Raw genomic sequence first — 17932 nt, 5'->3', positions numbered from 1 at the left:
ATCAGTTGCCGATAAAGCGATAACCTATGCCGGGCTCCGTCTCTATCAGCAAGGGCTGCTGGGGATTATCCCCCAGTTTCTTGCGCAGACTGGCGATGACGATGCGCAGGTAGTGGGTATCTTCCTTGTGACTGGGGCCCCAGATCTCGGTGAGCAGCTGGGTCTGCAGCACCAGCTTGCCCGGGTGACACACCAGGGCCTGCAACAGGGCGAACTCCTTGCGGGACAGGGAGATATCCTCTCCCGCCAGACTCACCCTGTGGCTGCCAATCTCCAGGGTCAGGCCGCAGTGGGGGAAGTGGCGGCGGTCGCCGCTGCTGACCCCGGCCCGCTGGCGCAAGAGCACCCGGATGCGGGCCATCATTTCCTGAATGCCGAACGGCTTGCTCATGTAGTCGTTGGCCCCGGCGTCCAGCAGGCGCACCTTCTCCTGTTCGGAATCCCGCGCCGACAGGATCAGTACAGGGTGGGGGTGGTGGGCCCGTATGGCCTGCAACACGGCAAGACCATCGCCGTCGGGCAGGCCGAGGTCGAGGATGACCAGATCCGGATTGAGGTGGCGATACTGGCTGAGCCCCTCCTGTACGCTGGCCGCCTCGCTCACCTGATGCCCCTCGGCCACCAGGCTGATGCGCAGGAAGCGTCGGATCGGGATCTCGTCATCAATGACCAATATATGAGCCATCTGGCCTCCTGGGGCTCGGGTCCGAGCCGCTCGTTTCTGTCTCTTCTTCCGGGCCCGGTGCATTGAGGGCCAGCGGCAGGGAGATACGCATGCAGGTGCCGTTGCCATTGGGGCCGGCGAAGGCCCAGATGCGGCCACCGTGGGCCTCCACCATGGCGCGGGAGATGGCGAGGCCAAGGCCGGTGCCACGGCTGCCGCTATCCCCGACCGGTTGGGTATAGAAGAGGTTGAAGATCTTGTCCCTGTCCGCGGCGGCGATGCCGACCCCTATGTCGATCACATCCATGATGAGGTCCGGCTCGGCCAGCATGACGCGAAATTCGATGGGCGTGCCCGCGGGCGAATAGCGGGAGGCGTTGTCGAGTATGTTGACCAGTACCTGTTCGAGCAGGGCGCCGTGGACATAGAGGCGGGGCGGGGCCTGATCCAGGTGGATCAGCAGGCTGTGCTGGCGCCAGGAGGCATCCAGCCGGCGGCGGGCGCTCTCCACCAGCTCGGTCAGATCCACCCACTCCCGCTTCAGCTGGAAGTCGGGGGAGCCGATGCGGGTCATGTCCAGCAGGTTCTGCACATAGCTGTGCAGGCGCTGGGCTTCCTCCTGTACCGAGTGGAGCAGCTCGTCCCTGTCCTCCCGACCAATTCGATCCCCGTATTCGAGCAGTGTGCTGCCCGCGCCCATGATGGCGGCCAGCGGTGTCTTGAGATCATGGGAGACAGACGAGAGCAGGGCGGCCCGCATCCTGTCCGTCTCCGCCTGCCACTGGCTCTGGGCCAGCCGCTCGTTCAGCTCGATGCGGGCCAGGGCGGCGCGGATGTCGGTGAGGAGAGCCTGCAACTGGTGCTCGGCCGAGGCGCTGAGGGGCTGGGCCAGCAGGATGCCGAGGGCCAGCTCGTCGGTCAGGGGGTGATACTGGGCCAGGGCGGCATTGAGGGTGGCGGTATGGGCCCCGGCACTCTGCTGGCGGGAGAGGCTCCAGTCGATGGCCGCCTTGTCGGTCTGACCCGGCGGGGAGGGGGCCGGGCCGGCGCGCCCCTGATAGAGACTGTCGATGGCGAAGGCGGGTTGGGCCAGGGCCAGGGAGATGGCCTGGGCCCCCTGCCTTAGCACCTCCTCCGGGCTGTTGGCGCTGGCCAGCTCCTGGCTCAGGGAGAGCAGGGCCGTGCCGAGCTGCTGGGTCTCGCGCAGCCCAATCAGCTGCTGGCGCTGGCGGGAGGCGAGTCGTCCGGCGGCCATGCCGACGATGAGCAGCACCAGCAGGGTCAAGAGATCGCTGTGGCTGTGTACCGTCAGGGAGAAGTAGGGCACGGTGAACAGCAGATTGTGGGCGAGAAAGCCCAGGATGGCGGCCAGGATCGCCGGCAGCTGGCTGGTGGTGAGGGCCGTGGCCAGCACCCCGAGCACGAACAGCAACGGCAGGGAAGCGGCGGGCAGCCAGTGGGAAAGCCCCCAGGCGATGGCGGAGGTGACCGCCATGATGGCGACCGCCAGCAGGCTCTGGCTGAGCTGACCCCGGGGCGATGGGCGCAGCAGGGGACCAGGCTGCCGGGGGCCCGTGTCCACCAGGCTTATCTCCAGCCCCCGGGCACGCGACATCAGGTGCTGCACCAGGGAGCGGCGCCAGGGTGCCTTGTGGGGCTTGCCCAGCAGCAGCTGCGAGGCTTGCTGCTGGGCGGCGGTCTCCAGCAGGGTATCGGCCACCGCCGGGCTGGAGAGGGTCAGCACCTTGGCCCCCAGCTGGGCGGCCAGGGCCAGGGCCTGTTCCAGTTCGGCGGATCGCTGGCCACGGCTGTCCACATGGACCACCAGCCAGGGCAGCTGGCGGCGCTGGGCGAGGCGGTGGCCGTGGCGCACCAGGGCCGAACCATGCTGCTCGCCGAGGCAGACCATCAGCTTGCCCCGCAGGGGCTGGGTGCTCTTGCCCGCCGCCTGCCACTGCAGTTGCAGATCCCCCTCCACATGGCTGGCGGCGGTCTGCATCGCCAGCTCGCGCAGAGCGGTCAGATTGTTGAGGGAGAAGAAGGAGTGCAGGGCGGCCATGGCCTGCTGCGGCACATAGACCTTGCCCTCGCGCAGGCGATCGAGCAGCTCTTTGGGGGGCAGATCTATCAGCACCAGGCTGTCCGCCTCCAGCAGTACCCGATCGGGCAGGGTCTCCCTGACCCTGACCCCGGTCAGCTGCCACACCAGGTCGTTGAGGCTCTCCAGGTGCTGCACGTTGAGGGTGGTGTAGACATCGATACCGGCATCGAGCAGCTCCCGCACATCCTGCCAGCGCTTCTCGTGCCGGCTGCCGGGGGCATTGCTGTGGGCCAGCTCGTCCACCACGGCGATGGCGGGTCTGCGGGCGAGCAGGCCATCCAGATCCATCTCGTCGAGCCGCTGCTGGCGATGCAGGTGGGTCTTGCGCGGCAGTATGGCCAGCTTGTCGAGCAGGGCCAGGGTCTCCTGGCGGCCATGGGTCTCCACCACGCCGATCAGGATGTCTGTCCCTTCCCTGGCCTGCTCCCGCACCGCCTGCAACATGGCGTAGGTCTTGCCTACGCCGGGGGCCGCGCCGAGGAAGACCTTCAGCCTGCCCTTGCTGCCTTCTGCCAGGCTGGCCAACAGGGCGTCGGCCCGCTGCTCATCACGCATCCTTTTCCTTATCGAGTGCCAGGTTCAGCTCGAGAATATTGATCACCTGCGGCCCTAGGATACCAGCTTCCACCCGGGACTTGACCAGAGCCGTCAATCGGGCGGGATCCAGCGCCCTGGCCTGGGCGACCCGGTTCACCTGGCTCAGCACCGCATCCAGCGGCAAGTGGGGATCCAGCCCGGAGCCGGAGCGGGTCAGCAGGCTGGGGGAGAGCGCCCTGGCCGTCCCGGCCTGCTGCCCGGCAAAGTCGTGACGCTGGGGCGCACTCACCCCCAGGTTGCTGCCGCCACCGCCGACCGTGGTGAAGTCGCTGGCGGAGGGGCGGGAGTGGAAGTAGTCCGTCCGCTCGAACTGCTGGGCCAGCAGGGCGCTGCCCATGGGCCGGTTGTCCTTGTCGACGAGCTGGCTGCCGTTGGCCTGCCAGGGGAAGATCAGCTGGGCCAGCCCGGTCACCGCCAGGGGGTAGCCGACGCCGAGCAGCAGGGTCAGGGTCAGCAGGGTTCTAATCGCAATCATGGTATTTCCTTACGGTTGAAGGGGAAGGGATGCAAGGGGGGATCGGCTCTTTTTGGCGCCGAGCCCGCCCCTGCATCGACGCCATGGCGTCACACCAGGCCGAAGCCGGTGATGGCGAGGTCGATGAGCTTGATGCCGACAAAGGGCACCAGCAGGCCACCGACCCCGTAGACCAGCAGGTTGCGGCGCAGCAGGCTGGCGGCCGTGCCCTTCACATCCACCCCGCGCAGGGCCAGGGGTACCAGGGCCACTATGATGAGGGCGTTGAAGATGATGGCCGACAGTATGGCGCTCTGTGGGCTGGCGAGGTCCATCAGGTTGAGGGCATCGAGCTGGGGATAGGCCGCGACGAACAGGGCCGGCAGTATGGCGAAATACTTGGCCAGATCGTTGGCGATGGAGAAGGTGGTCAGGGCTCCCCGGGTCACCAGCAACTGCTTGCCCACCAGCACCACGTCCAGCAGCTTGGTGGGGTTGGAGTCCAGATCCACCAGGTTGCCCGCCTCCTTGGCGGCCTGGGTGCCTTCGTTCATGGCCAGGCCCACGTCCGCCTGGGCCAGGGCCGGGGCGTCGTTGGCGCCGTCACCGCACATGGCGACCAGGCGACCGTCCGCCTGCTCCTGGCGGATGTAGGCCAGCTTCTTCTCCGGGGTCGCCTCGGCGATGAAGTCATCCACCCCGGCCTCGGCGGCGATGGCGGCGGCGGTCAGCGGGTTGTCCCCGGTGATCATCACGGTGCGGATCCCCATGTGGCGCAGCACCTGGAAACGGGCCTTGATACCGGGCTTGATGATGTCCTTGAGGTAGACGGCCCCCAGCAGCCGATCCTGGGTACAGACCAGCAGCGGGGTGCCGCCCTGGCGGGCTATCCTGTCCACCGCCTGGCGAATGGGTTCGGGCAGCCCCTTGCCGTCGAGGGCGAGATAGGCGAGCACCGCATCCACCGCCCCCTTGCGGTATTGATGACCGTTGCGGTTCAGGCCGCTCAGCCGGGTCTCGGCGCTGAAGGGGATCAGCTCATCGCTCTCCAGCTGGCTCGGCTGGATCAGGCTCTTGCCGGCCAGGGTCAGGATGGACTTGCCCTCTGGGGTGTTGTCGCCCAGCGAGGCCAGCATGGCGGCCTGGGCCAGTATGGTCGGATCGACCCCGGGGGCCGGGATCAGCTCGTCCGCCATGCGGTTGCCGAAGGTGATGGTGCCTGTCTTGTCCAGCAGCAGGGTGCGCACGTCGCCGGCGGCCTCCACCGCACGGCCCGACTTGGCGATCACGTTGAGCTTGACCAGCCGGTCCATGCCGGCGATGCCGATGGCGGAGAGCAGGCCGCCTATGGTGGTCGGGATCAGGGTGATGAACAGCGCAATCAGATAGAGCCTGGGTACCTGGCTGCCGTTGTAGGTGAGAAACCAGGGCAGGGTGGCCACCACCAGCAGGAAGATCAGGGTCAGTCCCACCAGCAGGGCGTCCAGCGCCATCTCGTTGGGGGTCTTCTGACGCTTGGCCCCTTCCACCAGCGCGATCATTCTGTCGAGGGTGCTCTCCCCGGGATTGCTGGTCACCCGCACCCAGATCTCGTCGGAGACCACAGTGGTATTGCCGGTCACGCCGCTGCGGTCGGTGCCGGACTCGCGGATGACGGGGGCGGATTCCCCCGTGATGGCGGCCTCGTTGACCGAGGCGATGCCGGCGATCACCTCGCCGTCGGCGGGGATCATCTCGCCGCTGCGTACCAGCACCAGATCCCCCTTGCGCAGAAGGGTGGCTGGCACCCATTCCCCCTGATCGTCTCTGCTGTCGGCAACCCGACGCGCCTTGAGCTGGCTCATGCCCGCCTTCAGGCTGTCGGCTCGTGCCTTGCCACGGCCTTCGGCCAGGGTCTCGGCGAAGTTGGCAAACCAGAGGGTCAGCCAGAGCCAGGCGGTCAGCTGCCAGGCCAGCGAAGGGGCGACCCCGGACAGGGGTTGACCCAGCAGGGACTCGATGGTGGCCATCACGGCCGCCAGCCAGAGGGTAAACAGGATGGGGCTGCCGATCAGTGCCCTGGGATTGAAGCGGTAGAGGGCTTCCACCATGGCCTGCACTGTCTGCGAGGCCGGTTTCTTACCCTTCACCTTGTCGGTGTGGGTGGTCATCGAGATGGACTTGCTCATTGAAAAGCTCCCGGTATCAAAAGGTTGGCCATGGGCATCTGCAAGGTGATCGAGAGGGCGATCATCAGAAGCCCCCCTGAGTCAGGCTCAGCTGCTCGGCGATGGGACCCAGTGCCAGCGCAGGCAGGAAGGAGAGGCCCCCTATCAGCAGGACTGTGATGATCAGCAGGGTGATGAAGAGCGGGCCGCGGATCGGAAACGCGCTCTCTCCTGCGTCCAGTCGAGGCGCGCGGGCGAGCTGGCCGGCGATGGCGAGCACGGGGATGATGTAGCCGAAGCGGCCCAGCAGCATGGCCAGGGCGATGGCGATGCATTGCCAGTTGTCACCGGCGCCGAAGCCGGCGAAGGCGGAACCGTTGTTGCCCGCCGCCGAGGCATAGGCGTAGATCAGCCGGGACAGGCCGTGGGGCCCCTCGTGGCCGATCACGGCGTGCGAGCCGGGCAGCAGCAGGGTGAGACCACCGATCACCAATACCCCGACCGGCATGACCAGCATGCTGGCGACCACCCACTTCATCTCCGTGATGCCGAGCCGCTTGCCGAGATAAGTCGGGGTGCGCCCCACCATCAGGCCGCACAGGAACACGGTCAGCAGCACGAACAGCATCATGCCGTAGATGCCGGCGCCGACGCCGCCGAACACCACCTCGCCCAGCAGCATGTTGACCATGGCCACCATGCCTCCCAGCGGGGTGAAGCTGTCGTGCATGGCGTTGACCGAGCCGTTGGAGGCGGCCGTGGTCGCCACCGCCCAGATGCCGGACAGCACGGGGCCGAAGCGGCTCTCCTTGCCCTCCCAGTTGCCAGCCTGGTCGCTGAGCTGGGCCAGGTTCGGGTCTGCCTTCAGTTCCTGACCGATGGAGACGGCGAGCCCCAGCACCAGCAGCAGTGTCATGGCCGCCAGGATGGCGCGGCCGTGGCCCGCATCCTTGACGTAACGACCCAGGGTGCAGACCAGGGCGGCGGGCAGCAGCAGCAGGGCCACCATCTCCAGCCAGTTGCTGAAGGCGGTCGGGTTCTCGAACGGATGGGCCGAGTTGACCCCGAAGAAGCCGCCGCCGTTGGAGCCGAGCTGTTTGATGGCGATCTGCGACGCGGCAGGGCCCAGCGGCAGCAGCTGCGCCTGGCCTTCCAGGCCCTGGAACGGCAGGTAGGCAGACAGGCTCTGGGGCACCCCTTGCCATACCAGCAGCAAAGCCATCACCAGCGCCATGGGCAACAGCACATAGAGGCAGAATCGCACCAGGTCGCGCCAGAAGTTGCCGATGTGATGGGTCTGCTGGCGGGATAGGCCGCGAAACAGGGCGATGGCCACGGTCGCCCCCGTCCCGGCGGAGACGAAGTTCTGGGTGGTGAGCCCCACCATCTGGCTGAAATAGGAGAGGCTGGCCTCGCCGGAATAGGCCTGCCAGTTGGTGTTGGTCATGAAGCTGACGGCGGTGTTGAGGGCCAGTTGCCAGTTCAGCCCGGGCAGTTGCTGCGGGTTGAGGGGCAGCAGGCCCTGAGCCATCAGGATCAGAAACAGCAGGCCGAAGCCGGCGCCGTTGAAGGCCAGCAGGCTGAGGGCGTAGGACTTCCAGTCCTGCTCCCGACCATCGGTGCCGCAGCCGGCCAGGGTGGCGCGCTCAAGGGGAGCCAGCCAGCGGGTCTGCCCTTCAAACACCCGGTACAGGTAGTTGCCAAGCAGGGGCGCCGGCAGCAGCACCAGCAACACGAAGGCTGCCGGATAGAGGATTTCTTGCCACATGTCAGATCCCTCGCTCGTGGTCGCAGTGCATCAGTGCACGCATTGGATAGCCCGCGAGGCCCGGCTGCTCACTGGCCACCGGATGGATAATTACTTGCTGCATTTTCAGGTCCCTCACTCATGGGTGCGCGTGAGTGCGCGCAGCAGATAGCCCATCAGGGCGAGGACCAGCAGCAGATATAGCCAATTCATAACGACTCCGTTGAGGTAGTTAGCGTCGGGGATCGATGCAAATCCGTGTCGATCCCGAAGGTGTCATTGACGCTGAAAAGGGTATGTAAAACCGGCGTAAAGGCGCCATAAAGCGCCCGGGGACAGGCGTAAAATCGGCGTAAAAAACGCCGGTTTTGCGAGGACCTGGGGGGAGGGAATATCAAAAAACCCGGCCTGGGCCGGGTTTGGAGAGCAAGGGTTATGCTGTTGCCGAAGCCTGCGGTTCTCAACGCATGGTGACAAACTCTTCCGCGCTGGTGGGATGGGAAGGGGAACGCAGTTGTCGGTTTGACCTCTGTCTCCCTGTTCCCCAGCCTCAGCGCATGGTGACAAACTCTTCCGCGCTGGTGGGGTGGGAAGGGGAACGCAGTTGTCGGTTTGACCTCTGTCTCCCTGTTCCCCAGCCTCAACGCATGGTGACAAACTCTTCCGCGCTGGTCGGGTGGATGGCCACGCAGTTGTCAAAATCAGCCTTGGTAGCGCCCATCTTCATGGCGACGCCAAAGCCTTGCAGGATTTCGTCCATGGCGAAGCCGATGCCGTGCAGGCCGACCACCTTCTCCTCGGGGCCGACGCAGACCAGTTTCATCCGGGTGGGCTGGCGATGCTGGGTCAGGGCCGAGTACATGGCGGTGAACTGGCTGCGATAGACCTTCACCTGCGCCTCGCCATATTCGGCGATGGCTTCCGGTTCGGTCAGGCCTATGGTGCCGATGGGGGGATGGCTGAACACCACGGTCGGCACCAGATCGTAGTTGAGGTGCTCGCTGGGTTTGTTGTTGAACAGCCGCTCCGAGAGGCGACGGCCTGCCGCGACGGCCACAGGAGTGAGCTGGATGCGGCCGGTGTTGTCACCCACCGCATAGAGGTTGGCGACGGCGGTGTTCTGGAACTTGTCGGTCGGAATATAGCCCTTCTCGTCCAGGGTGATGCCGGTGGCGGCCAGGTTGAGGCCGTCGGTGGCGGGGGCGCGGCCAATGGCCCAGATCAGGCAGTCCACCGTGAGGTGGCGGCCATCTTCCAGTTGCAGGGTCAGGCTGTCGTCGGCGTTCTTGACCACGGCCTTGGGGATGGCGTGGTTGTGCAGCCTGGGCCCTTCGGCGGCCATGATCTCCACCAGTGTCTCCTGGATCATGGGGTCGAAGCTGCGCAGGGGGCCCTGCTTGCGCACCACCAGGTGGGTTTCCGAACCGAGGGCCTGCATCACCCCGGCGATCTCGACCGCGATATAGCCGGCGCCGACCACGGCGACCCGTTTGGGCTGGCTCTCCAGGGCGAAGAAGCCGTCGGAGTCGATGCCGTATTCGGCCCCCGGGATGGCAGGTACCTCGGGGCGGCCGCCGGTGGCGATCAGTATGTGATCGGCACTGTATTGCTCGCCATTCACCTCGACGGTGTGGCTGTCGACAAAGCGGGCGAAGCCCCGGATGACAGTGATGCCGTTCTTGCCCAGCACATTTTCGTAGGACTGGTGGATGCGACCTATATAGGCCTGACGGGACTCCACCAGCCTGGCCCAGCTGAAGTGGTTGAGGGTGGTGTCGAAGCCGTAGTCGGGTCCGTATCTGAGGGCATCGGCGATCTGGCCGGCATACCACATGGCCTTCTTGGGGACACAGCCGACGTTGACGCAGGTTCCCCCCAGATCTTTGGCTTCAATCAGGGCAACTTTTTTGCCGTGCATGGCGGCGCGATTGGCGGAGGCGATGCCGCCACTGCCGCCGCCGATGGCGATATAGTCGAAATGCTGTGCCATTGGGTTGGCTCTCCACTGGTTGAGGGTGCAATACCCGATGATGGGGACAAAAGGGTCGGCTCACAAGCGCCAGTGTCCGGCAGCGGGGTCATGGGCGCGCCCTGAACCGTGCCGGGAGGGGCCGATTCACCCCTCCTGCATGGGCACGCGAATGTGGAACTGGGCGCCATGGCCGGGTTCGCTGCTGCAATGGATGCGGCCGCGCAGCAGCTGCACCACCAGGTTGTAGATGATGTGGGTGCCGAGCCCGCTGCCTCCGTGGCCTCGCTTGGAGGTGACGAAGGGATCGAAGATGCGCGGCAGTATGTGGGGAGGGATGCCCCGGCCATTGTCGGCATAGTCGATGACCAGATCCTCCCCCTGGCGCTCGACCCGGATGCTGATCTTCTTGGGTCTGTCCCACTCGTCGAAGCCGTGATGGATGGAGTTGAGGATCAGGTTGGAATAGATCTGGGTGAAGCTGCCCGGGAAGGAGAAGAGGCTGAGCTTGGGATCGCACTGGATATCCAGTTCGCACTGGGCCTTCTTGAGCTTGTGACCGAGGGAGACCACCACCTGATGCAGGTTCTCGGCGACGTTGAAGCTGTAGCGGGCCTCGGAGGATTGATCGACCGCCACCTGCTTGAAGCTGGCGATGAGCTCGGATGCGCGGCGCAGATTGCCCTGCAGCAGCTGCATGGATTCGTCGAGATTGACCGTGAATTCATTGAGATAGGAGCGGGAGAGCTGCTTGGCCTCCAGGTGTTGCTTGAAGTCGGCGACCTGCTCTTGCAGATAGGAAGAGGCGGTGACGCTGATGCCGATGGGGGTGTTGATCTCGTGGGCGACCCCGGCGACCAGGGAACCCAGCGACGCCATCTTCTCCGACTCCACCAGGGTCTGCTGGGCCTGCTTCAGGTCGTGATAGGCCTTGCCCAGCTGATCGTTGGCCTCGCTCAGGCTGCGGGTGCGCTCCTGCACCTTGCCTTCGAGCTGTTCGCTGAATTCGGTGATCTCCCGCTCTATCCGCTTGAGGCGGGTGATGTCATAGCCAAAGCCAATCAGATACTTGAGGTTCTCCCCCTCGTAGAAGGGGGCGAAGGTCCACTGCAGGGTGAGCTCGCCGCCGTCCTGATCGAACATGGTCAGCTCTTCATCCTCTATCTTCTCCTGGCGCGCGATCCTGGCCTGAATGGGGTCGCGCTGCGCCTCCTCCACGAACAGAGACAGCCAGTTGCGCCCCTGGATCTCCTGCTGGTGATAGCCGGTGAGCAGGACGGCGGCCGGGTTGACGCTGGCGATGGTGAGGTCAGGCTCCAGGCAGCAGATGATCATGTTGGCCGAGTTGATCAGGGTGGCGGAGAAGTCGCGCTCCTGTTGCAGCTGCTCGGCGGAACGATGGCGGGCCATGAACTCGTCCTGCAGCCGGCTGCGCATCTCGTTGAGGGTGGCGACCAGGGCATCCAGTTCATCGGGTCTCTTGCGGGGCAGCGTGCGCCCCTCCAGGGTGAGGGGTACGTCCAGCCGCTCCAGGTTGAAGTGCTGGGCGTAGTGGGCGATGCGGTGCAGGTGGCGCACCACCAGATAGTAGATGATGGTCAGTATGCAGAAGGAGACCACCAGGGTCTTGATGGTCTGGCTGATCAGGATGAGGACGGACTTCTCTATCAGGCGTTGATACACCTGCTCCAGCGACGCGGCCACGAACAGCTTGCCGACCATCTCCCCCTGATAGCTCAGCTTGAACTCGCGGGAGATGTCGTACCTGTCCCGCTCCACCCCCTGGGTCAGCAGGGGCACCTCGGCACTGCCCAGCAGCTCCTTGACCATGACGAACTGCATGTTGGGCAGGTTCATGATGCCCTCTATCTGCACCTTGACCTGCTCCTCGTCCAGGTTCCACAGGCTGGCGGAGATGGGTTGCAGGAAGGAGGCTTCGATCTGGCCGATGCTGCCCTCGATGAGGGCCACATCCTTGCGGTAGTCCCAGACCAGTTGCAGCGCCGTGATGATGAGGGCCAGGGCCGTGCTGCAGATGAGAATGTAGGAGAGCAGACGATAGGAGAGGCCGTTGAAGCCTGTGGCCTTTGCGGTCCTGATGAAGAGTCCTGACATGGCGTCCTTGCGGTCTGGATGGGAAGGGCATCAGTTTAACCGCTTCACTCACCGCTGTCGTGGGGGTTTGCCGCAAGCTGTGGCTGAGTCGAGAGTGTTGCAGGCAAAGGCTTGATTAATGCGCCCGGAGCCTACATCTTAGGTGGTCCAAGCAAAATGATAAGGCTTCTGGACAGCAGGGGCTGAGAAATGAGGTACGACAGGATGAATAACCCTTTGCTGACAATGGACTCCTTGCCGCTTTTCAGCCGCATTCAGCCTGAACATGTCCAGCCTGCCGTGGCGCAGGCAATCGCCGACAGCAAGCAGAAGATCCAGGATGTGCTGGCCCAGAGCGGTCCCCATACCTGGGACAGCCTGATCGCCCCGCTGGAAGAGGCCAATGACAGGCTGGCCCGCATCTGGTCACCGGTCAGCCATCTCAACGCCGTGCAGAACAGCGAGGCGCTGCGCGCCGCCCATGATGCCTGCCTGCCGCTGCTGTCGGAATTCCAGACTTATGTCGGCCAGCATGAGGGCTTGTATGAAGCCTATTGCGAGTTGGCCCAGAGCGATGACTTCCCTCGTCTCGGCGCCGCTCAGCGCAAGGAGATAGAAAACACCTTGCGGGATTTCCGCCTGTCCGGCATAGGCCTGGCGGCGGAGCTGAAGCAGCGTTATGGCGAGATCCAGGCTCGTCTCTCCGAGCTGGCGTCCCGCTTCAGCAACAATGTGCTGGATGCGACCATGGGCTGGAGCAAGCTGGTGACCGACGAGGCCGAGCTGGCCGGTCTGCCCGCGAGCGCCCAGGCGGCCGCCCGCCAGATGGCCGAGCAGAAGGGCAAGGAGGGGTGGCTGTTCACCCTGGACATCCCCTCCTACCTGCCGGTGATGATGTATGCCGACAACCGGGCGCTGCGCGAGGAGCTTTACGGCGCCTACTGCACCCGCGCCTCGGATCAGGGCCCGAACGCCGGCAAGTGGGACAACTCCGCCATCATGACCGAGCTGCTCACCCTGCGCCGGGAGCTGGCCCAACTGCTGGGCTTCGCCAACTACGCCGAGTTGTCGCTGGCCACCAAGATGGCTGAGAAACCGCAGCAGGTGGTGGGCTTTCTCACCGACCTGGCCGAGCGCTCCCTGCCCCAGGGCAAGGCCGAGCTGGCGGAGATCCGTGCCTTCGCCGCCGAGCAATATGGCCAGAGCGAGCTGGCCGCCTGGGATCTCCCTTACTACGCCGAGAAGCTCAAGCAGCACAAGTTCTCCATCTCCGACGAGCAGCTGCGTCCCTACTTCCCGGCGGGCAAGGTGGTCAACGGCCTGTTCGAGGTGGTGCGCCGGGTGTTCGGCATGAAGGTGCGCGAGCGCTACGGCATCGAGACCTGGCACCCGGACGTGCGTTTCTTCGATATCTTCGATGGTGAAGACGAGCTGCGCGGCAGCTTCTATCTCGACCTCTATGCCCGCGAGCACAAGCAGGGCGGGGCCTGGATGGATGTCTGCCTCGGTCGTCGCTACCGCCAGGATGGCTCCCTGCAAAACCCGGTGGCCTATCTCACCTGCAACTTCAACGGCCCTGTGGATGGCAAGCCCGCCCTGTTCACCCACAACGAGGTGGTGACCCTGTTCCACGAGTTCGGCCATGGCATTCATCACATGCTGACCCAGATCGATGTGGCCGGCGTGGCGGGCATCAACGGTGTGGCCTGGGATGCGGTGGAGCTGCCGAGCCAGTTCCTGGAAAACTGGTGCTGGGAGTCCGAGGCGCTGGCCTTCATCTCCAGCCACCATGAGACGGGAGAGCCGCTGCCTGCGGATCTGCTGGAGAAGATGCTGACCGCCCGCAACTTCCAGGCGGCGATGCAGATGCTGCGTCAGCTGGAGTTCGCCCTGTTCGACTTCCGCCTGCACCAGGAGTTCGATCCGGCCAACCCCGGACAGATCCCGGCACTGCTGGATGAGGTGCGCAGCCAGGTGGCGGTGTTGAGCCCACCTGCGTTCAACCGCTTCCAGCACAGCTTCACCCACATCTTCGCCGGCGGCTACGGGGCGGGCTACTACAGCTACAAGTGGGCCGAGGTGCTCTCCGCCGATGCCTTCTCCCGCTTCGAAGAGGAGGGGATCTTCAACCAGGCCACAGGCCAATCCTTCCTGAAGCACATTCTGGAGAAGGGGGGCTCGAAAGAACCCATGGAGCTGTTTCGCGCCTTCCGGGGCCGGGAACCCAAGGTGGACGCCCTGTTGCGCCACAGCGGGATCGCGGCCTGATGCGGCCGCCCTTCGGGCTCGGGAGTGTCAAGCAGGTACACTTTGGTGCCATAGCGGGATCTCTGCCTGATTTTTGCGAGAAAAAGGGACCATTGGTCCCTTTTTTCACGTAATTTGAAGGCCTTGCCTCGCGCCCATTTGCACTGATCTGCGTGCTTGAGTAGAGTCGCAGTCCATACCCACAGGAGAGAATGCATCTTGCCATGAGGCGAGCACTCACGTCTGTCTATCGGATCATGTCAAACCTGTCCCACGCCAGTGGGCTGGGGTACTTTGACAGCTTCGTCACAGAGCTCGCGGCGGCGGTTGATGCCGATGTGGTGCTGGTGGCAGGGCGGGATCCGGTCACTGCCTCGTTCGAGCTGCATTCCGCCTTCCCGGCGACCCTGGGCATCCAGGGCTCGCGAGTGCCCATCGCCGCCACCCCGGGGGAGATAGTGCTGCAGCAGGGAGAGGCCTGGTTCTGCGATCGCCTGCCCCAGCTGTTCCCCCAGGCACCCCTGTTCATTGCCCATCGGGTCCGTGGCTATGCCGGCATTGCCCTGCGGGATGCCCAGGGGCAGACCATCGGCATCTGCAGCCTCTGGTTTCGCCAGGGGATGGACAGCATGGACAGGGTGATGAGCGTGCTGCGCCTGCTGGCGCCGCTGGCGGGCCGCGAGCTGGCGCTGAGCCTGAGCCGGACAGACGTTCCTGCCAAGCTGCCTCTGCCTGCCATGGACAGCATGCTGGCCCACGCCCCGGTGGGCATCGGCAAGCTGGATCTGCAGGGGCGCCTGCTGTGGGCCAACCCGGCCATCGAGAAGATGCTGGGCTACCGCGAGGAGGAGCTGCTGCACCGGACGGCCGCCGAGTTGCACCATCCCAAGGACTGGCTGCGCAGCCTGGCCTGCTATGGCGAGCTGGTACGCGGCGAACGCAGCGTGGTGACCCTGGAGAAGCGCTATCGCCACAAGCTGGGCCATGAGTTGTGGGGCAGGGTGACGGTGACCCTGGTGCGCAACGAACGTCACGAGCCCGATCACCTGATGCTGCTGCTGGAGAACATAGACGATGCCCGGCGCCACGCCGAGCAGCTCAAGCTCTCCCACCGGGTCTATGACAACCTGTCCGAAGCCATCCTGGTGTGCGACGCCGACAGCCGCATCATCTCGGTCAACCCGGCCTTCGAGCGCATCACCGGCTACAGCAGCGAGGAGGCGTGCGGCCTGACCCCCAGCATCCTCAAGTCCGGTCTGCACGACAAGGCCTTCTATGCCGACATGTACCATACCCTCTCCCGGGTCGGCATCTGGCGTGGCGAGGTGTGGAACAAGCGCAAGAACGGCAAGCTCTACCCCCAGCAGCTGATGATCAGCGCCCTGCGCGAAGGGGGAAAAATCACCCAGTACATCGCCATCTCCAGCGATATCTCCCAGACCAAGCTCGCCGAGCAGAAGATTGCGACCCAGGCGAACTATGACAACCTCACCGGCCTGCCGAACCGCTGGCTGTTTGGCCGCAGCCTGACCCGCTTCTGCGAGCGGGGCGAGCGTTTCGCCCTCATGGTGCTCGACCTCAACAACTTCAAGGCGGTCAACAACAGCATGGATCACCATGTCGGCGATGCCCTGCTGCGGGAGGTGTCGGATCGATTGGTGAGCCGGGTGCGTACCGAGGATCTGGTGGCCCGCATCGGCGGCGACGAATTCGCCTTCCTGGTGCCCGGCATCGTCAGCCGTCGTCAGGCGGAGGTATTTGCCAAGCAGGTGCAGGGCAGCTTCGCCCGTCCCTTCATGCTGGCCAATCAGCAGCTCTACATCACGGCCACGGTCGGCGTCACCCTCTGTCCCGCCGATGGCAGCGAGAGCGATGAACTGCTGCGCAATGCCGAGCAGGCGCTGTTTGCCGCCAAGCGGCTCGGCCGTCCCCTCGAGAGCTACTGCGCCTCCATGCGCGAAGAAGTGCGCCAGCGCCATCAGATGCAGCAGGATCTGGCGGAGGCGATCAAGCAGGAGCAGCTGACCATGGCCTATCAGCCCATCTGGGACAACCGCAGCGGCCGGGTCGCCAAGCTGGAGGCCCTGGTGCGCTGGTATCACCCCCACTGGGGTCAGGTCTCCCCGGCCGATTTCATTCCCCTGGCGGAGGAGGCGGGCCTGATCCAGAGCCTGGGGGCCCTGGTGCTGTGGCAGTCGTGCCGGGATCTCGCCCGCTTGCAACAAAACGGCTTCCCCGAGCTGCAGATGTCCATCAACCGCTCCACCCTGGAGTTCCAGACCATAGATCCCCAGGCCTCGGAGTGGTTGAGGGTGATAGAGCACTTCGGTCTGGAGCCGAGCGACATCATCATAGAGATCACCGAATCCCTGCTGATGGAGAGCAGCGACCAGCACAGGATCCGTATCGAATCCCTGCGTCAGGCGGGCTGCAAGCTGGCCATCGACGACTTCGGCACCGGCTATTCGGCGCTCACCTACCTGCGCACCTTCCCGGTGGATCTGGTGAAGATAGATCGCAGCTTCGTGCGCCATATCCCCTTCAACGAGCAGGACAGGCTGCTGCTGGACGGCATCATCAACATAGTGCACAACCTCGGCATGCAGGTGGTGATCGAGGGGGTGGAGACCCGGGAGCAGCTCAGCTTCCTCTGCCAGAAGGGGTGCGCCTTCACCCAGGGTTACCTGCTCAGCCGGCCGCTGGCCTTCGAGGATCTGGTGGCCTATCTGGAGGTCAACCGGGCAGGCATGAGCCTGCCCATCGTGAGCTGATCTCCGGCTTCTGTTATCATGGCCGCCCTGTTCGTTGCCGTGAGTCCATCCATGTTTCCTATTCAGGTGTCCTGTGAAGCCCCCGCCCGCGATGGCGAGCTCGATGCCCTGCGCCAGCGCCTCGCCGACGTGGCGTTTCCCGCCCCCTTTGCCCTGGTGCTGACCGAGTCGCGGCTGGAGCTGCGCAAGCTGGATGAGGCCAAGCTGGGGGCCGTCTATGTCGATTTCGTGGAAGGAGCCGTGGCCCACAGACGCAAGTTCGGTGGCGGTCGTGGCCAATCCATCGCCAAGGCGGTCGGCCTCAAGGCCGGGGCCAATCCGACCGTGGTGGATGCCACCGCCGGGCTGGGGCGAGACGCCTTCGTGCTGGCGTCGCTGGGCTGCAAGGTGACCCTGATCGAGCGCAGCCCCGTGGTGGCGGCCCTGCTGGCGGATGGCCTGGCGCGCGCGGCCCAGGATCCCGACATAGGTCCCTGGGTGAGGGAGCGGATGCAGCTGATCCAGGGGCCAGCCACCGAGCAGCTGCTGGCCCTGGCCGAGCGGCCCGAGGTGGTGTACCTGGATCCCATGTTCCCCCACAAGCAGAAGTCGGCGCTGGTGAAAAAAGAGATGCGGGTGTTCCAGTCCCTGGTGGGGCCGGATCTCGACGCGGATACCCTGTTGCCTGCGGCGCTCGAGATGGCGCAACGGCGGGTGGTGGTGAAGCGGCCTGCCTACGCGGGCTGGCTCAACGAGCACAAACCCAGCATGGCCATCGAGACCAAGAACAACCGCTTCGACGTCTATGTGATGGCGGCCCTGGCGGGGAGCTGAGCACGGCGGATACCGACGGCATGCAAAAAAGGAGGGCCAACATCATGTTGGCCCTCCTTATTCGTGGGGGTCAGGGGACGGCGGGGAAGCGTATCTGCCTCGCTTCCCCCTGCCAGACGAGATCCAGGGTCGCCAGATCGGCGAGGCTGAGGCGCTCGCCGCTCTCCAGCAGCAGATACTCGACACCGTCTCTGGCCTCTATGGTGCGGATCCTGTCCGCCCACGCCCGCCCATCCCGGTTGGTGAGGGTGACCGCCAGCTGCCAGCGGGCGGCGATCTCGAGCCAGTCGTAGAGGTCACAGTTGATGGGTTGGTAATCCGTCATGGT

At 64.9% G+C, this 17932-nt stretch carries 10 protein-coding genes and 1 pseudogene; 3 read left to right on the top strand and 8 right to left on the bottom strand.

What is annotated here, in order from left to right:
- Position 1 precedes the first annotated feature (1 nt).
- The 7 genes and pseudogenes from BN1119_RS16120 to BN1119_RS16090 all read right to left on the bottom strand — a co-directional run bounded on the left by BN1119_RS16120 (position 2) and on the right by BN1119_RS16090 (position 11794).
- Positions 2-685: a response regulator gene (locus BN1119_RS16120; RefSeq protein ID WP_042000316.1), complete on the bottom strand. Its 684-nt coding sequence runs from the start codon at positions 683-685 to the stop codon at positions 2-4.
- A gap of 55 nt (positions 686-740) precedes the next feature.
- A pseudogene (locus tag BN1119_RS16115) lies at positions 741-3320 on the bottom strand (DUF4118 domain-containing protein); the annotation flags it as partial.
- Positions 3313-3837, bottom strand: a complete 525-nt coding sequence (locus tag BN1119_RS16110) for a potassium-transporting ATPase subunit C (protein WP_042000309.1) — start codon at positions 3835-3837, stop codon at positions 3313-3315. The pseudogene BN1119_RS16115 and the gene BN1119_RS16110, both read right to left, overlap by 8 nt.
- A gap of 89 nt (positions 3838-3926) precedes the next feature.
- The gene (gene kdpB / locus BN1119_RS16105) at positions 3927-5984 is read right to left on the bottom strand and encodes a potassium-transporting ATPase subunit KdpB (protein WP_052448079.1); all 2058 of its coding nucleotides are present in this window, start codon (positions 5982-5984) and stop codon (positions 3927-3929) included.
- Between the two features lie 64 nt (positions 5985-6048).
- Positions 6049-7731, bottom strand: a complete 1683-nt coding sequence (gene kdpA, locus BN1119_RS16100) for a potassium-transporting ATPase subunit KdpA (protein ID WP_042000306.1) — start codon at positions 7729-7731, stop codon at positions 6049-6051.
- A gap of 619 nt (positions 7732-8350) precedes the next feature.
- Positions 8351-9700, bottom strand: coding sequence for a glutathione-disulfide reductase (gene gorA / locus BN1119_RS16095; protein WP_042000303.1), 1350 nt, complete (start codon positions 9698-9700; stop codon positions 8351-8353).
- 126 nt (positions 9701-9826) lie between these two features.
- Positions 9827-11794 (bottom strand): ATP-binding protein, encoded by a 1968-nt coding sequence (locus BN1119_RS16090; RefSeq protein ID WP_042000300.1) that lies wholly within the window; start codon positions 11792-11794, stop codon positions 9827-9829.
- A gap of 204 nt (positions 11795-11998) precedes the next feature.
- Here BN1119_RS16090 and prlC point away from each other — a divergent pair, with 204 nt between their 5' ends.
- The 3 genes from prlC (at position 11999) to BN1119_RS16075 (ending at position 17604) form a co-directional block, all read left to right on the top strand.
- Positions 11999-14041 carry an oligopeptidase A gene (gene prlC / locus BN1119_RS16085; protein ID WP_042000297.1) on the top strand — a complete coding sequence of 681 codons (2043 nt, stop codon included), beginning with the start codon at positions 11999-12001 and terminating at the stop codon, positions 14039-14041.
- Between the two features lie 203 nt (positions 14042-14244).
- Positions 14245-16791 (top strand): EAL domain-containing protein, encoded by a 2547-nt coding sequence (locus tag BN1119_RS16080; protein WP_042000473.1) that lies wholly within the window; start codon positions 14245-14247, stop codon positions 16789-16791.
- Positions 16792-16842: 51 nt separating this feature from the next.
- The gene (locus BN1119_RS16075; protein WP_392443759.1) at positions 16843-17604 is read left to right on the top strand and encodes a class I SAM-dependent methyltransferase; all 762 of its coding nucleotides are present in this window, start codon (positions 16843-16845) and stop codon (positions 17602-17604) included.
- Between the two features lie 70 nt (positions 17605-17674).
- Here the strand turns inward: BN1119_RS16075 and BN1119_RS16070 are convergent, their stop codons facing one another.
- Positions 17675-17929 (bottom strand): Rho-binding antiterminator, encoded by a 255-nt coding sequence (locus BN1119_RS16070; RefSeq protein ID WP_042000294.1) that lies wholly within the window; start codon positions 17927-17929, stop codon positions 17675-17677.
- Positions 17930-17932: the final 3 nt, after the last annotated feature.

The organism is Aeromonas bivalvium, from assembly GCF_000819765.1.
Taxonomy (GTDB): domain Bacteria; phylum Pseudomonadota; class Gammaproteobacteria; order Enterobacterales; family Aeromonadaceae; genus Aeromonas; species Aeromonas bivalvium.
Note: the sequence above shows the minus strand (reverse complement) of the source record. Positions and strands in the feature narration are given on the sequence as shown.

Excerpts from the sequence above, each read along its gene's own strand:
- BN1119_RS16120 (WP_042000316.1), bottom strand. The coding sequence starts at position 685 with ATGGCTCATATATTGGTCATTGATGACGAGATCCCGATCCGACGCTTC.
- BN1119_RS16110 (WP_042000309.1), bottom strand. The coding sequence starts at position 3,837 with ATGATTGCGATTAGAACCCTGCTGACCCTGACCCTGCTGCTCGGCGTC.
- kdpB (WP_052448079.1), bottom strand. The coding sequence starts at position 5,984 with ATGAGCAAGTCCATCTCGATGACCACCCACACCGACAAGGTGAAGGGT.
- kdpA (WP_042000306.1), bottom strand. The coding sequence starts at position 7,731 with ATGTGGCAAGAAATCCTCTATCCGGCAGCCTTCGTGTTGCTGGTGCTG.
- gorA (WP_042000303.1), bottom strand. The coding sequence starts at position 9,700 with ATGGCACAGCATTTCGACTATATCGCCATCGGCGGCGGCAGTGGCGGC.
- BN1119_RS16090 (WP_042000300.1), bottom strand. The coding sequence starts at position 11,794 with ATGTCAGGACTCTTCATCAGGACCGCAAAGGCCACAGGCTTCAACGGC.
- prlC (WP_042000297.1), top strand. The coding sequence starts at position 11,999 with ATGAATAACCCTTTGCTGACAATGGACTCCTTGCCGCTTTTCAGCCGC.
- BN1119_RS16080 (WP_042000473.1), top strand. The coding sequence starts at position 14,245 with ATGAGGCGAGCACTCACGTCTGTCTATCGGATCATGTCAAACCTGTCC.
- BN1119_RS16075 (WP_392443759.1), top strand. The coding sequence starts at position 16,843 with ATGTTTCCTATTCAGGTGTCCTGTGAAGCCCCCGCCCGCGATGGCGAG.
- BN1119_RS16070 (WP_042000294.1), bottom strand. The coding sequence starts at position 17,929 with ATGACGGATTACCAACCCATCAACTGTGACCTCTACGACTGGCTCGAG.